Origin of the sequence: Pseudaminobacter soli (ex Zhang et al. 2022) (genome assembly GCF_014595955.1) — a bacterium.
GTDB classification, from domain to species: domain Bacteria; phylum Pseudomonadota; class Alphaproteobacteria; order Rhizobiales; family Rhizobiaceae; genus Kumtagia; species Kumtagia pseudosoli.
In genome coordinates, this window is sequence record NZ_JABVCF010000002.1 from 326,072 (window position 1) to 340,505 (window position 14,434).

A 14,434-nucleotide genomic window follows, 5' to 3' on the forward strand; every position below is an offset into this window, starting at 1 on the left:
GTTGGAGCTTAACAGTTTCGCCGTGTTTTCAGGCTAATCCGGTCTCCATGAAACGGGTTGTCGCCATCGCCGAACGCGGCGCCGCGCCACTGCTGCATCTGCTTGCGGCCTTACGGCTGCTTTTCTTCCTCGCCTTCCTCTTCTCGCTGGTCTTCGCTGCATCGCAGGTGCGGGCCGAGACGATCGCCTGCGCCGGCAAGGATCTGATCTCCGGTCTCCAGCACGATGACCCGGCACTCTATGAGGAGATAAAGTCGGCGGCGGCGAAGACCGAAAACGGTTCGGGCATATTGTGGAAGATTGAGAAGCAGGGGGTCGGGCCGTCCTACCTGTTTGGTACCATGCACGTCACCGACCCGCGGGTCACCAGCCTGCCACCCGATGCCAAATCCGCCTTCGATCAGTCGAAGACGGTCGTCATCGAAACGACCGACGTCCTCGACCAGGCCAAGATGATGGCGGCGCTGGCGAAGACGCCCGAACTGATGATGTTCACCGACGACACCACGCTGACCTCGCTGCTGCCGCCGGACGAAGCGGAGATCGTCAACAAGGCACTTGATGCACGCGGCATACCGCATCTCAGCGTGGCCAAGATGAAGCCGTGGATCATTGCCGCCATGGTGGCGCTGCCCGCCTGCGAGCTTCAGCGCAAGGCTGCCGGGGCGCCTGTGCTCGACGTCAAGCTCGCCCAGGACGGCCAGGCCAGCGGCAAGGTCCTCATGGGCCTGGAGACCGTCGCGGACCAACTCGGCGCCATGGCCTCCCTGCCAATGGATTTCCATCTCAAGGGCCTCGTCGAGACCCTGAAGCTCGGCGACCGCATGGAAGACGTGGTGGAGACCATGGTGGTGCTCTACCTGCGTGGCGACACCGGCATGATCTGGCCGCTGCTGCGCGGGGCGCTGCCCGCGGGTGCCGACGATGAGGCCGGATATGCGGCCTTCGAGGAAGCCATGCTCACGGCGCGCAACAAGACGATGGTCGAGCGTGCGCGCCCGATCCTGGATGAAGGCAATGCCTTCATAGCCGTCGGCGCCCTGCATCTTCCGGGTTCCGACGGCATCGTCTCGTTGCTCCGCAAAGACGGCTATACCGTCTCGCCCGTTGCCCACTGAGCGCTCCTTCACGCAAAGCGTGATTTGTCGTCCGGGCGATCTTTGCTAACCTCGGCCTGCCCACTACGCAGGGAAGGAGGACGTGCATGATCAAGCTGTTGGTGATTGCCGCCGGTCTCGGGCTTGCCATCTCGAGCGCACAGGCCTGCGAATCGAAGACGCATATTCATACCACCAAGGCGACTGTCGATCAGAGCACCGTTGCAAGCGTCACGGAACAGAGCGCGACGGCGGCACAGTCTCAGCCAGTGCTTGTTCAGGATAATTCCAACGAACAGGCGGTAAAGGAAAGCGCGAAATAGCCGCGCTTACTGAGGGGTTTTCACAAGATCTTGGACGGCGGGTGTCACAGTTGTGGCACCCGGCGGAGAAGTCATTCGCGACACGAATCCGTTCCTGACGGCCGGATTTGAAACCGAATCGGATTTTGTGCGTTCAGCCTCCATTGAAGCGCATGGAGGACTAACATGGCCAACCCTGAACGTATGCGGGATCCACGTCTCGACGATCCGATCAATCCGGTTCCGCCGCTTGGCACGGATCCCGTCGATGCTCGACTGAACCCGGCAAACACCGACGATCCACGGGTCGTCAACCGCAACGTTGTCGCCGAGCGCCGTGGCGGAAGCGGCGTACTGATCGCAGCCGTCGTTCTCGTTCTGGCCGTGATCGCCTACTTCATCTTCGCGCCGGCAACCGACAACACCCCCGCGACGACCGACCAGCCGGTGACGACCGAGCCGGCGACCGGCGGTGCTGATGCGACCGCTCCGGCCGCCACCACGCCGGCTGCTCCGGAGGCCACGGCCCCTGCCGCTCCGGAAGCGACCGCGCCGGCCTCGCCCGATGCTTCGACGCCGGCTGCTCCGGCTCCCGAGTCGACGGCTCCGGCCGAGACCGCTCCAGCGAATCCGGCTCCGGCCCAGTAATCTAAAGTTCGTCTCCCAGGACGGGCGGCCCGCTTCGGCGGGCCGTTTCCGTTTGGGGGCCTCGTCAGATGTGGATCGGCTTGAAGAAGGTCGCCAGCGCGGCTTCCTTGACCGCTTCCGACATCGTCGGGTGCGCGTGACAGGTCCGCGCCAGATCCTCGGCCGAGCCGCCGAATTCCATCAGCACCGCCGCCTCGTGGATCATCTCCCCGGCGCCGAAGCCGACGATGTGGACCCCCAGCACCTTGTCCGTCGTCTTGTCTGCGAGGATCTTCACGAAGCCATCCGTGTGCAGCATCGCGCGTGCGCGTCCGTTCGCGGTGAACGGGAACTTGCCGACCTTGTATTCGATGCCTGCCTTCTTCAGGTCATCTTCGGTCTTGCCGACGGAGGCGATTTCCGGGCTCGTATAGACGACGCTCGGGATAACGTCGTAGTTCACGTGGCCTGCCTGGCCGGCGAGGATCTCGGCAACGGCGACGCCCTCGTCCTCGGCCTTGTGCGCCAGCATCGGGCCGGCAATCACGTCGCCGATGGCATAGATGCCGGGCACATTGGTCCGGAAGTGGCCGTCCGTATTCACCCGGCCACGTTCGTCCAGCTCGACGCCGGCCTCGGCAAGCCCCAGCCCATCCGTATAAGGGCGACGCCCGGTGGCGATGAGCACCACATCGGCCTCGACGCTTTGCGCTTCGCCGCCCTTGACCGGCTCAAACGTGACACTCGCGCCTTTCCCCGTCTTCTCGACGCCCGTGACCTTGGCGCCGAGCCTGATGTCGAAACCCTGCTTGCCCAGCATCCGGCCGAACTGCTTCGCCACCTCGCCGTCCATGCCGCCCAGGATGGCGTCCAGATATTCGACCACGGTGACCTTCGCGCCTAGCCTGCTCCAGACCGAACCGAGTTCGAGGCCGATCACACCGCCACCGACCACCACGAGCCGCTCCGGCACCTTGTCGAGCGCGATCGCGCCGTCCGAGGAAATGATGACCTTTTCGTCGAAGTTGACCTTCACGCCGGGAATGCCAGCGACGTCGGAGCCGGTGGCGATGACGATCGCCTTGGTCTCGAGTTCCTGGCTGCCACCGTTCTCGGTAGCCACGGATACCTTGCCGGCCGAGACGATCCGGCCCGTTCCGCGGATTCCGTCGATCTTGTTCTTCTTGAATAGGAAGGCCACGCCGTTCACGTTGGCGGCGACGGTGGTGTCCTTGTGCTCCATCATCTTCGCGAGATTGAGCTTCGGCTTGTCGACCTCGACGCCCAGCGCGCTCACTCCATGGCCGACCTCCGCGAACATCTCGGACGCGTGCAGCAGAGCCTTGGATGGGATGCACCCGACGTTCAGGCAGGTCCCGCCATAGGTCGCGCGCTTCTCCACCACCGCAACCTTCAGGCCGAGTTGCGCGGCCTTGATCGCACAGACATAGCCCCCCGGACCGCTGCCGATCACCACGACGTCATAAGCCATCAATCCGTCCTCTTCCTCTGCGGCTAGCGGCCGCCGCTCACTGTTACGATTGTGCCCGTGGCATAGGATGCCTCGTCGGACAAAAGCCAGAGGATCGCCCCGGCGATCTCCTCCGCCTTGCCCGGCCGCTTCATCGGAATTGCCGGCGCCACTCGCCCGGCCCGGTCGGGCTGGCCGCCGGATGCATGGATTTCGGTATCGATCGTGCCGGGCCGCACCCCGTTGACGCGGACTCCTTCCTCGGCGACCTCGCGCGCCAGGCCGATCGTGAAGGAGTCGACCGCGCCCTTGGAGGCAGCGTAGTCGACATATTCTCCCGCCGAGCCGAGTTCCGCGGCGACCGACGAGACGTTGACGATCGCGCCACCCTTGCCGCCATGACGCGTCGACATGCGCCGGATCGCCTCCCGGGCGCACAGGATCGTGCCGACCACGTTGATGCGCATCATCCGCTCCAGGCGTTCCACGCTCATCTCGTCGACACGGGCTTTCTGGTCGACCACCCCGGCATTGTTGACCAGCCCGTCAAGGCGCCCGAAGCGCTCGTCGACTGCCTTGAACATGGCGAGGATCTCGGCCTCGCTGCCGATGTCGCCGCGGATGGCGAACGCATCGCCTCCGGCGGCAACAATTGCAGCGACGATGCTGTTCGCTGCTTCCTCGTTGGCGGTGTAGTTCACCGCGACGCGCCAGCCCTTTTTCGCTGCCATGAGGCAGGTCGCGGCGCCGATGTTGCGCGAACCTCCGGTGACCAGAAGCGTCTTACGTTCGGTGAGGCTCATTGCTGGCATCCTGTGATCGAAAAGACGTCTCACCGCGCGTGCTGCAGCGCGCCGGATCTCGCTTCGCAGTAGTGTTCAATGGGGCAGGGGCCTGGGCGGCGGTGGGCATCGCCGCAAGCTCGGCGGTCGCCGCTCCCGCAGCCCTGGCCGGCGCAGGTCTCGAGACGCGCAGGAAGTTCACGCGATCAACCTGAACAGCATCATCAGGAGACCGGCTACCGAGACCAGCCAAGTCAGCGTGCGCAGCACGGGCACGCCGGCGGCGTAAAGGACCAGGTAAACGACGCGGGCGGCCAGCCAGACCCAGGCTCCGGCCGCGCCGATGCCGCCCGTGTCGCCCGTGACCACCAGCGCGAGGGCAAGAGCGACGAAGGCCGGATAGGTTTCCAGAAGGTTCCTAAGCGCCCGCTCCAGGCGGCCCGCGATCAAGTTGGGGGATTGGCGTCGCTCGTCTCGCGGCCCGAGCAGATATTTCGGACCGAGATCGTAGGTGGAGACGGCCTGCAGCACGACCTGCACGAGCAGGAGAACCACGCTACAGGCGAGGACGACGATCTCGGTCGAGGCCGTCACCGCTTCCATGTCAGACCTCTGACGAAGATCGTCCGGACGGACGCGATGTCATAGGCTCAGGCATTACGGGCTCATCCCCTCCCGGGCTCGCTTCCTTACAGGTCCAGAACCAGCCTTTCCGGATCCTCCAGGCTTTCCTTGACCCGCACCAGGAAGGTGACCGCTTCCTTGCCGTCGACGATGCGGTGGTCGTAGGAGAGCGCCAGGTACATCATCGGCCGGATGACGATCTCGCCGCCGACGACAACCGGGCGCTCCTGGATCTTGTGCATCCCGAGGATACCCGACTGCGGCGCGTTGAGGATGGGCGTCGACATCAGCGAGCCGTAGACGCCGCCGTTCGAGATTGTGAACGTGCCGCCCTGCATGTCGGCCACGGAGAGCTTGCCGTCACGTGCGGCGAGGCCGAGGCGGCCGATCTCCTTCTCGATCTCGGCGATCGACATGCGGTCGGCATCACGCACCACCGGCACGACGAGGCCCTTCTCGGTACCGACCGCCACGCCGATGTGGGCGTAGTTCTTGTAGATGATGTCGGTGCCGTCGATCTCGGCGTTCACCGCCGGGATTTCCTTCAGCGCATGCGTCACCGCCTTGGTGAAGAAGCCCATGAAGCCGAGCTTCACGCCGTGCTTCTTCTCGAAGACGTCCTTGTACTTGGAACGCAGGTCCATCACCGCCTTCATGTCCACCTCGTTGAAGGTGGTGAGCATGGCGGCCGTGTGCTGCGCATCCTTCAGCCGCCGGGCGATCGTCTGCCGCAGCTTGGTCATGCGCACCCGCTCCTCGCGCACCTCGTCCTCGGCGGGCGAGGGAGCGCGAGCGATCTGCGGGGCAGGAGCCGAGGGCGCCGGAGCCTCGGAAGGCTGGGAAGGCGCGCCCCTGGCGATCACCTCCAGCACGTCGCCCTTCAGCACCTGTCCGCGCTTGCCGGAGCCCTGCACCTGATCGACGGAAATGTTGCTCTCGGCGAGAAGCTTCGCCGCGGAGGGTGCCGGGGACATTTCCCGCTCGGTGATGGGGCCGACATCGCCGGCAAGGGCGGCGGTCTTGGCTTGCGCTTCCTTGACCGTGCTCGCGCCGGATGCCCCGGCGGCCTGGGCCACCGAACTGGCTTTCTGGGACTTTCCGGCGGCTGCGCCGTCCGAAATGGTCCCGAGCAGGGCTCCAACCCCCACGGTTTCGCCATCCGCGGCGGCAATCTCGGAGAGCGTTCCGGCAGCCGGCGCGGGGACCTCGATGGTTACCTTGTCGGTCTCGAGTTCCACCAGCGGCTCATCGGCGACAATCGGGTCGCCGACCTTCTTGAACCACTTGCCGATGGTTGCTTCGGTGACCGACTCGCCGAGCGTGGGGACGCGGATTTCACTGGCCATGTTTCCTGCCCTATGATGCTGATTATTCGCCGAGCGCGTCGTCGAGGAATGCCTGGAGTTGCGCCTGGTGCTTCGACATCAAGCCGGTGGCGGGCGATGCAGCGGCCGGCCGGCCGGTATAGCGCACGCGCTGGTGCTTGGCGTCGATGTGCGCCAGCACCCATTCCAGATACGGGTCGATGAAAGACCATGCGCCCATGTTCTTCGGCTCTTCCTGGCACCAGACCATCTCCGCGTTGCGGAAGCGTGACAGTTCGGTGATGAGCGCCTTGGCCGGGAAGGGGTAAAGCTGCTCCACACGGAGCAGATAGACGTCGTTGATGCCCCGCTTCTCGCGCTCTTCGTAGAGGTCGTAGTAGACCTTGCCCGAGCACAGCACGACCCTGCGGATCTTCGAATCCTTGACGAGCTTGACCTGCTGGTTGGGCAGCATCTGCGCGTCGTCCCACAACAGGCGGTGGAACGAGCTTTCGCCGGCCATCTCCGACAGCGTCGAGACGGCCCGCTTGTGGCGCAGCAGCGACTTCGGCGTCATCAGGATCAGCGGCTTGCGGAAGTCGCGCTTCAACTGTCGGCGCAGGATGTGGAAGTAGTTCGCCGGCGTGGTGACGTTGGCAACCTGCATGTTGTCTTCGGCGCAGAGCTGCAGGAAGCGCTCCAGACGCGCGGACGAATGCTCCGGACCCTGACCCTCGTAGCCGTGCGGCAGCAGGCACACCAGGCCGGACATCCTCAGCCACTTGCGTTCGCCCGAGGAGATGAATTGGTCGAACACCACCTGGGCGCCGTTGGCGAAGTCGCCGAACTGTGCTTCCCACAGCGTCAGAGCGCGCGGCTCAGCCAGGCTGTAGCCGTATTCGTAGCCCAATACCGCCTCTTCCGAGAGCATCGAGTTGATGACCTCGTAGCCGGCCTGTGCGGCCGAAAGATTGTTCAGCGGGATGTAGCGGGTCTCGTCGCGCTGATCGTAGAGCACCGAATGGCGCTGCGAGAAGGTGCCGCGCTCGGAATCCTGACCTGACAGTCGGACCGGATGGCCTTCGACGAGAGTCGCGCCGAAGGCGAGCGCCTCGGCCGTCGACCAGTCGATGCCTTCGCCGGACTCGATCATCTTGCGGCGGGTATCGAGGAAGCGCGCGATGGTGCGGTGCGCCTCGAAATCCTTTGGAATTTCGGTGAGCTTGCGCCCGATATCCTTGAGCGTCTTCAGCGGCACTGCGGTCTTGCCACGCCGCTGCTCGTCCTGATTGTCGGCCGTGCGCAGGCCGGACCAGACGCCGTCAAGCCAGTCGGCCTTGTTCGGCTTGTACGATTGACCGGCCTCGAACTCAGCCTCGAGCCGGGCACGCCAGTCAGCCCTCATCTTGTCGACCTCGCCCTCGGTCACGAGGCCTTCACCGATCAGCTTGTCGGCGTAGAGCTGCGTCGTCGTCTTGTGGTTGCGGATGGTACGGTACATGATCGGCTGGGTGAACGCCGGCTCGTCGCCTTCGTTGTGCCCGAACCGGCGGTAGCAGAACATGTCGATCACGACCGGCTTGTGGAACCGCATGCGGAACTCGGTCGCGATCTTGGCGGCATAGACCACGGCTTCCGGATCGTCGCCGTTCACATGGAAGATCGGCGCCTCGATCATCTTCGCCACGTCGGAGGGATAGGGCGAGGAGCGCGAGTAGCGCGGATTGGTGGTGAAGCCGATCTGGTTGTTGATGATGAAGTGCAGCGAGCCGGCGACGCGATGCCCGCGCAGGCCGGAGAGACCGAAGCACTCCGCCACGACGCCCTGGCCGGCAAACGCGGCGTCGCCGTGAATGAGCAGCGGCAGAACCTTCGCGCGCTCCTCCAGCGGCACGATCTCCTCGCGGCTGCGGCCATAGAGATGGTCCTGCTTGGCGCGGGCCTTGCCCATAACAACCGGGTCGACGATCTCGAGATGCGAGGGGTTCGCCGTCAGTGACAGATGCACCTTGTTGCCGTCGAACTCGCGGTCCGACGAGGCGCCGAGATGGTACTTCACGTCGCCCGAGCCCTCCACGTCGTCGGGCGCGTACGAGCCGCCCTTGAACTCATGGAAGATGGCGCGGTGCGGCTTGGCCATCACCTGCGAAAGCACGTTGAGGCGGCCGCGGTGGGCCATGCCGAGCACGATCTCCTTCATGCCCAGCGAGCCGCCCCGCTTGATGATCTGCTCCAGGGCGGGGATCAGCGACTCGCCGCCGTCCAGGCCGAAGCGCTTGGTGCCTTTGTACTTGACGTCGATGAACTGTTCGAAGCCTTCGGATTCGACGAGCCTCTGCAGGATCGCCTTCTTGCCCTGGGGGGTGAAGGCGATGCCTTTGTCAGGTCCTTCGATGCGCTCCTGGATCCAGGCCTTCTCGGCCGGGTCGGAGATGTGCATGAATTCGACGCCCAGCGTCGAGCAATAGGTCCTGGTCAGGATCTCCAGCATCTGCCGGACGGTAGCGTATTCAAGCCCCAGAACGTTGTCGATGAAGATCGGCCGATCGTAGTCCGCCTCGGTGAAGCCGTAGGCGATGGGGGACAACTCGTCATAGTCCTCGATGGGCTTTGCCAGGCCGAGCGGGTCGAGATGGGCATGAAGGTGACCGCGCATACGGTAGGCGCGGATCATCATGATGGCTCGTACGGAATCGCGGGTGGCGCTGACCACGTCGGGGCCGGACACCGCCTTGCCTTCCGCGACAGCCTTTTCCTTCACCCTCGTTTCGATGCGCCTTTCGACCGCCGGCCAGTCGCCGTCGAGGGCGGAAACCAGTTCGCCGTTGACGGCGATCGGCCAACCCGGCTTCGTCCAGGAGGCGCCCTCGGCGTTGCGGCGCACGTCACCCGCATCGTCGTTCAGGCCGCCGAAGAATTCGCGCCATTCGGCTGAAACCGAGTGCGGATCATCCTGATACGCGGCGTAGAGCGACTCGATATAGTCGGCATTGCCACCGTAGAGGAAGGAAGTGACCGAGAACTGGTCGTTGGCCTTGTCTTGCCGTGACATCTATCCTTGCCGGAGCCTGTTGCCCCGCCCCTTGTATTCGTCAGCTGTTGATCGTCGGTCGTCAGTCGTAATTCCGCCGGCTACGTTTGCCGACATTTCACTCGTCTGCCGAATGACGACTTACGAACCACGGACCGACCCTAACCCTTGATCGCCTCCACCAGCGTCGTGCCGAGCCGTGCAGGTGACGGCGAAACCTTGATGCCTGCCGATTCCATCGCGGCGATCTTGTCCTCGGCGCCGCCCTTGCCGCCCGAGATGACCGCGCCGGCGTGTCCCATCGTGCGTCCGGGAGGCGCGGTGCGCCCTGCAATGAAACCGGCCATCGGCTTCCTGCGCCCGCGCTTCGCCTCGTCCTTTAGGAACTGCGCCGCGTCCTCTTCGGCCGAGCCGCCGATCTCGCCGATCATGATGATCGACTTGGTCTCGTCGTCGGCCAGGAACATCTCGAGGATATCGATGAATTCCGTTCCCTTAACAGGATCGCCACCGATGCCGACTGCGGTCGACTGGCCAAGTCCTTCATTCGTCGTCTGAAACACCGCTTCATAGGTAAGCGTTCCGGAGCGCGAAACAACGCCCACCGAGCCCTTGCGGAAGATGTTGCCGGGCATGATGCCGATCTTGCATTCGTCCGGCGTGACGATGCCCGGGCAGTTCGGCCCGATCAGACGCGACTTCGACTTCATCAGCCTGGCCTTGACCCGCACCATGTCCAGCACCGGAATGCCTTCGGTGATGCAGACGATCAGCGGGATCTCTGCGTCGATTGCCTCGATGATGGCTTCCGCCGCGCCTGCCGGCGGCACATAGACGACGCTGGCATTGGCGCCGGTCTTCTCCTTGCCCTCGGCGACGGAAGCGAAGATCGGCAGTTCCACCGGGCCGTCATTGACCTGGCCGGTCCACCTCTCGCCGCCCTTCTTGGGGTGGATCCCGCCCACCATCTTGGTGCCGTGATAGGCCAGCGCCTGCTCGGTGTGGAAGGTGCCGGTCTTGCCGGTCAGCCCCTGCACGAGGACTTTCGTGTTCTTGTCGATCAGGATGGACATGAAGCGCTAGCTACCCTGTGAAATCAGGTGGTGTGTTGAAAGCCCCGCTCTATCGGGACCCTACAATCGCGTTATTCCGAGTTCGTCCCGCCAATTCTGGGAAGTTTGCTGGCGGGTCTGTTCGTCGAGCGTAATGGGTCCGTCGCGATGAATGCCCCGCCGCGTTAGTCGCCCCTGCGATTCCAGGTAATCGATGTCGAGCCAGTCCTCGACATAGGCTTTGACGAGTTGTTCGACAGAGACCTGCCGACAGGCGGCACAGGTCTCGAGCATCGTCATCGTCTCTGCGTCAAACTCCACCTGGACCGCTTGACCGCTCCCCGCCATCGCCCGCTCCTAGTTTTTCACCGCCGATACGATCTTCTTCGCAGCATCATCGAGATCGTCCGCCGGAATGACGTTCAGTCCGCTCTCGCGCAGAATCTTCTTGCCGAACTCGACATTCGTGCCCTCAAGCCGAACCACCAGCGGCACCTTCAGGCCGACTTCCTTGACAGCCGCTACCACGCCCTCGGCGATCACGTCGCACTTCATGATGCCGCCGAAGATGTTGACGAGGATGCCTTCGACCGCAGGGTCGGCGGTGATGATCTTGAAAGCTGCCGTCACCTTCTCCTTGTTGGCGCCGCCGCCGACGTCGAGGAAGTTGGCCGGCTCGGCTCCGTAGAGCTTGATGATGTCCATTGTGGCCATCGCCAGCCCGGCGCCGTTCACCATGCAGCCGATGTTGCCGTCGAGCGCGACATAGGCGAGGTCATGCTTCGACGCCTCGATCTCCTTGTCGTCCTCCTCGGTGATGTCGCGCAGTTCCTCGAGTTCCGGGTGGCGGAACGAGGCATTGTTGTCGAAGGACACTTTGGCGTCGAGAACGCGCAGCCGGCCGTCCTTCATGACGATCAGTGGGTTCACCTCGAGCAGGCTCATGTCCTTCTCGACAAAGGCCTTGTAGAGGGCGGGGAACAGGCTGACGCTGTCCCTCGCCGCATCGCCTTCGAGCTTCAGCGCCGAATTGAGCACACCGATCTCGCGCCCGGTGACACCCTTGTCCGGATCGATCGCCACGGTGACGATCTTCTCCGGCGTGTCATGGGCGACCTGCTCGATGTCCATGCCACCCTCGGTCGAGACGACGAAGGCGACGCGGCCGACCGAGCGGTCGACCAGGATCGACAGGTAGAGCTCGCGAGCGATGTCGGCGCCGTCTTCGATGTAGAGGCGGTTCACCTGCTTGCCGGCGGGGCCTGTCTGCTTGGTGACCAGCGTGTTGCCCAGCATCTCGCCGACGTTGGCGATGACCTCGTCCACCGACTTCGCCAGCCGAACGCCGCCCTTGGCGTCGGCGCCGAGTTCCTTGAAGCGGCCCTTGCCGCGTCCGCCGGCGTGGATCTGGCTCTTCACCACCCAGAGCGGACCGGGCAACTGGCGCGCGGCCGCCTCGGCGTCCTCGGCCTTGAGCACCGGAACGCCCGCCGCCACCGGCAGCCCATAGCCCTTGAGAAGTTGCTTGGCCTGGTACTCGTGGATGTTCATGGACGCCTCACTTCGAGCCGAGTGCGGGCGCGATGTTGACGCAGGCTTCGCAGAGGCCGCGAACGGCCTCGACGGACTTGTCGAACATCTTCTGCTCGGCGCCGTTCAAGTCGAGTTCGATGATGCGCTCCACGCCGCCGGCGCCGATCACCACCGGAACGCCGACATACATGTCCTTCAGCCCGAACTGGCCGGAAAGGTAGGCCGCACAGGGCAGCACGCGCTTCTTGTCCTTCAGGTAGGATTCCGCCATCGCGACTGCCGAGGAGGCGGGCGCATAGTAGGCCGAGCCGGTTTTCAGGAGGCCGACGATCTCGCCGCCGCCCTTGCGGGTGCGCTCGACGATGGCGTCCAGCTTCTGCTGCGAAGTCCAGCCCATCTTGACGAGGTCGGGGAGCGGGATGCCCGCGACGGTCGAGTAGCGCGTCATCGGGACCATGTCGTCGCCGTGGCCGCCGAGCGTCATGGCGCTTACGTCCTCGATCGAGACCTTGAACTCCTCGGACAGGAAATAGCGGAAGCGGGCGGAGTCGAGCACGCCGGCCATGCCGACCACGTGAGTCTTGGGCAGGCCCGAGAACTTCTGCAGCGCCCAGACCATCGCATCGAGAGGGTTGGTGATGCAGATGACGAAGCTGTTCGGCGCATACTTCTTGATGCCGGCGCCGACCTGTTCCATGACCTTGAGGTTGATGCCCAGCAGGTCGTCGCGGCTCATGCCCGGCTTGCGCGGCACGCCGGCGGTCACGATGCAGACGTCGGCACCCTCGATCCCGGCATAGTCGTTGACGCCGAGATAGCTGGCGTCAAAGCCGTCGACGCTCGAGGACTGCGCGATGTCGAGGCCCTTGCCCTGTGGAATGCCTTCGGCGATGTCGAAAAGCACAACGTCGCCAAGTTCCTTGAGGCCGATCAGGTGGGCCAGAGTGCCCCCGATCATTCCCGAGCCGATGAGGGCTATCTTGCTGCGTGCCATGCGGATGGAACCCCTGTCTTAAGAGACGTAGCGATGTCGCGTCAGGATCTACGGGCTGATTGCCGCCCTAAAAAACGCGGCAGGCATACCGCTGGACCGGTAAATTTTCAACCAACATATTCGAGCTTAGCGATTTCAAACGGTTAGATCAATCGGCATTTACGTAAGCGTCAAAAATGTATCGCGAAAGCCTGCTCTCGCGCCCGGCAGCGCTCGGGATATTATCGCCGGTACAGCGGGCACGGCGCGCAGGCGTTTCACTGTTTCAACTTCAACGAAGACTGGTAGCTCATGTTCCCAGGCATCGCGGCATGCAGCGTCGAGCCGCTCGGTACTTCTCGTCCGCTTGCGCGGCCCTAGCGGGAACGGTTATGTCGCGCCGCCTACCTTGCGGTTTAAGTCCCGGCCATCACTTCCGGATCTGGGCTTGCGGGGCCGTGCTTATCCGCCCAGTTCCACAGCCAGTCCTGACTCTGCATCTCGGTAAGTCGCGAGGCGGTGCGCTCGAATTCGAAGGTCTCGACGCCGCTCCTTCCAGAATAAAGTTCGGAGGGCGGGGCAGCGGCGCTCATCACCAGTCTGACATGACGGTCATAGAGCGTGTCGATCAGAAGGATGAGCCGCTTGGCTTCGTTGCGCCTGCCATCGGCCAGCACAGGTACGTTCTCGACAAAAATCGTCGAGTAGCGGTCGGTGATCGCCAGATAGTCGCGCGCGCCGAGCGGCTTCTCGCAGAGATCGGCGAAGCTGAAGCGGGCGGCGTCGCCGCAGGCGAGCGGCACGCGGATCTCCCGGCCTTTCAGCGGAATCGTCTCCGGCGCGCACCGGTGGCCGTGGGTCATCGCATCCCAGGCTTCATCCATGAGTCGGTCGGCCTCGGGTCCGAGCGGCGTGATGTAGACCGGCAGCCGAGACAGCTTCTCCATCCGGTAGTCGGTGTCGGCGTCGAGGCAGATGACGTCTGCATGCTGCTTCAGCACATCGACGAAGGGCAGGAACAGCGCTCGGTTCAGGCCGTCGCGGTAGAGATCGTCCGGGGCAACGTTGGAGGTGGCGACCAGCACCACGCCGTTGGCGAAGAGGGCGGTGAAGAGCCGCGACATCACCATGGCGTCGGCAATGTCGGTGACCGTGAACTCGTCGAAGCAGAGAAGCTGCGCCTCTTCCGCGATCGACCGCGCCACCGGCGGTATCGGGTCGTTCTCACGCACCGTACCGAGCTTGCGCGCCTCGCGGTGCTTCTGGATACGATCGTGCACGTCGGCCATGAAATCGTTGAAATGGGCTCTGCGCTTGCGCCGCATAGGGATCATGTCGAAGAACATGTCCATCAGCATGGTCTTGCCGCGGCCGACCCCGCCGTGGATGTAAAGTCCTTTCACGTCCTTGGATTCCGGCTTCCGCCCGAATAGCCAGCCGAGCGAACTCGACTTGCGCGCCAGCCGCTTGGCGGCCAGGCAGTCAAGCAGGCGGTCGAGAGCCGCTATGACCCGCGCCTGGGCCGGGTCGGGCTGAAGTGCTCCGGTCTCGGCGAGATGGTCATAGCGCTGCCTGACCGTCACATGTGTCGTCAGGCCGTCGCGCAGGTGCATTTTTCAGACGATGCCCGCTTTGCCG

The 14,434-nt window shown here is 64.0% G+C and carries 13 protein-coding genes; 3 read left to right on the top strand and 10 right to left on the bottom strand.

The window, feature by feature from the left end:
* The first annotated feature begins 47 nt into the window (after positions 1–47).
* The 3 genes from HUI96_RS04745 to HUI96_RS04755 all read left to right on the top strand — a co-directional run bounded on the left by HUI96_RS04745 (position 48) and on the right by HUI96_RS04755 (position 2,047).
* Positions 48–1,118, top strand: a complete 1,071-nt coding sequence (locus tag HUI96_RS04745) for a TraB/GumN family protein (RefSeq protein WP_188253495.1) — start codon at positions 48–50, stop codon at positions 1,116–1,118.
* 86 nt (positions 1,119–1,204) lie between these two features.
* Positions 1,205–1,420: a hypothetical protein gene (locus HUI96_RS04750; protein WP_188253496.1), complete on the top strand. Its 216-nt coding sequence runs from the start codon at positions 1,205–1,207 to the stop codon at positions 1,418–1,420.
* Between the two features lie 165 nt (positions 1,421–1,585).
* On the top strand, positions 1,586–2,047 hold the full coding sequence (locus tag HUI96_RS04755; protein WP_188253497.1) for a hypothetical protein: 462 nt from the start codon (positions 1,586–1,588) through the stop codon (positions 2,045–2,047).
* Between the two features lie 64 nt (positions 2,048–2,111).
* Here the strand turns inward: HUI96_RS04755 and lpdA are convergent, their stop codons facing one another.
* From lpdA to zapE, 10 genes are all read right to left on the bottom strand, one after another.
* Complete coding sequence (gene lpdA, locus HUI96_RS04760) at positions 2,112–3,518, bottom strand: dihydrolipoyl dehydrogenase (protein ID WP_188253498.1); 1,407 nt, start codon at positions 3,516–3,518, stop codon at positions 2,112–2,114.
* Between the two features lie 23 nt (positions 3,519–3,541).
* Positions 3,542–4,300, bottom strand: a complete 759-nt coding sequence (locus HUI96_RS04765) for an SDR family oxidoreductase (protein WP_188253499.1) — start codon at positions 4,298–4,300, stop codon at positions 3,542–3,544.
* 177 nt (positions 4,301–4,477) lie between these two features.
* Positions 4,478–4,882 (bottom strand): MAPEG family protein, encoded by a 405-nt coding sequence (locus HUI96_RS04770; RefSeq protein WP_188253500.1) that lies wholly within the window; start codon positions 4,880–4,882, stop codon positions 4,478–4,480.
* An 86-nt stretch (positions 4,883–4,968) separates the two neighbouring features.
* On the bottom strand, positions 4,969–6,249 hold the full coding sequence (gene odhB / locus HUI96_RS04775; protein ID WP_188253501.1) for a 2-oxoglutarate dehydrogenase complex dihydrolipoyllysine-residue succinyltransferase: 1,281 nt from the start codon (positions 6,247–6,249) through the stop codon (positions 4,969–4,971).
* Between the two features lie 22 nt (positions 6,250–6,271).
* A complete protein-coding gene (locus HUI96_RS04780) occupies positions 6,272–9,259 on the bottom strand; it encodes a 2-oxoglutarate dehydrogenase E1 component (RefSeq protein ID WP_188253502.1) in 2,988 nt (995 codons plus the stop codon).
* Between the two features lie 140 nt (positions 9,260–9,399).
* Entirely contained in the window at positions 9,400–10,311 is a 912-nt protein-coding gene (gene sucD / locus HUI96_RS04785; protein WP_188253503.1) for a succinate--CoA ligase subunit alpha, read from the bottom strand.
* A 60-nt stretch (positions 10,312–10,371) separates the two neighbouring features.
* Entirely contained in the window at positions 10,372–10,638 is a 267-nt protein-coding gene (locus HUI96_RS04790; RefSeq protein ID WP_188253504.1) for a hypothetical protein, read from the bottom strand.
* 9 nt (positions 10,639–10,647) lie between these two features.
* Positions 10,648–11,841, bottom strand: coding sequence for an ADP-forming succinate--CoA ligase subunit beta (gene sucC, locus HUI96_RS04795; RefSeq protein ID WP_188253505.1), 1,194 nt, complete (start codon positions 11,839–11,841; stop codon positions 10,648–10,650).
* Between the two features lie 7 nt (positions 11,842–11,848).
* A complete protein-coding gene (gene mdh, locus HUI96_RS04800; protein ID WP_188253506.1) occupies positions 11,849–12,817 on the bottom strand; it encodes a malate dehydrogenase in 969 nt (322 codons plus the stop codon).
* Positions 12,818–13,212: 395 nt separating this feature from the next.
* Positions 13,213–14,409, bottom strand: a complete 1,197-nt coding sequence (gene zapE / locus HUI96_RS04805; protein ID WP_188253507.1) for a cell division protein ZapE — start codon at positions 14,407–14,409, stop codon at positions 13,213–13,215.
* Positions 14,410–14,434: the final 25 nt, after the last annotated feature.

Bases quoted from the DNA above. Each gene is read 5' to 3' on its own strand.
- HUI96_RS04780 (WP_188253502.1), bottom strand. From the start codon at position 9,259: ATGTCACGGCAAGACAAGGCCAACGACCAGTTCTCGGTCACTTCCTTC.
- lpdA (WP_188253498.1), bottom strand. From the start codon at position 3,518: ATGGCTTATGACGTCGTGGTGATCGGCAGCGGTCCGGGGGGCTATGTC.
- HUI96_RS04770 (WP_188253500.1), bottom strand. From the start codon at position 4,882: ATGGAAGCGGTGACGGCCTCGACCGAGATCGTCGTCCTCGCCTGTAGC.
- HUI96_RS04750 (WP_188253496.1), top strand. From the start codon at position 1,205: ATGATCAAGCTGTTGGTGATTGCCGCCGGTCTCGGGCTTGCCATCTCG.
- odhB (WP_188253501.1), bottom strand. From the start codon at position 6,249: ATGGCCAGTGAAATCCGCGTCCCCACGCTCGGCGAGTCGGTCACCGAA.
- sucD (WP_188253503.1), bottom strand. From the start codon at position 10,311: ATGTCCATCCTGATCGACAAGAACACGAAAGTCCTCGTGCAGGGGCTG.
- HUI96_RS04755 (WP_188253497.1), top strand. From the start codon at position 1,586: ATGGCCAACCCTGAACGTATGCGGGATCCACGTCTCGACGATCCGATC.
- HUI96_RS04745 (WP_188253495.1), top strand. From the start codon at position 48: ATGAAACGGGTTGTCGCCATCGCCGAACGCGGCGCCGCGCCACTGCTG.
- mdh (WP_188253506.1), bottom strand. From the start codon at position 12,817: ATGGCACGCAGCAAGATAGCCCTCATCGGCTCGGGAATGATCGGGGGC.
- sucC (WP_188253505.1), bottom strand. From the start codon at position 11,841: ATGAACATCCACGAGTACCAGGCCAAGCAACTTCTCAAGGGCTATGGG.
- HUI96_RS04765 (WP_188253499.1), bottom strand. From the start codon at position 4,300: ATGAGCCTCACCGAACGTAAGACGCTTCTGGTCACCGGAGGTTCGCGC.
- HUI96_RS04790 (WP_188253504.1), bottom strand. From the start codon at position 10,638: ATGGCGGGGAGCGGTCAAGCGGTCCAGGTGGAGTTTGACGCAGAGACG.
- zapE (WP_188253507.1), bottom strand. From the start codon at position 14,409: ATGCACCTGCGCGACGGCCTGACGACACATGTGACGGTCAGGCAGCGC.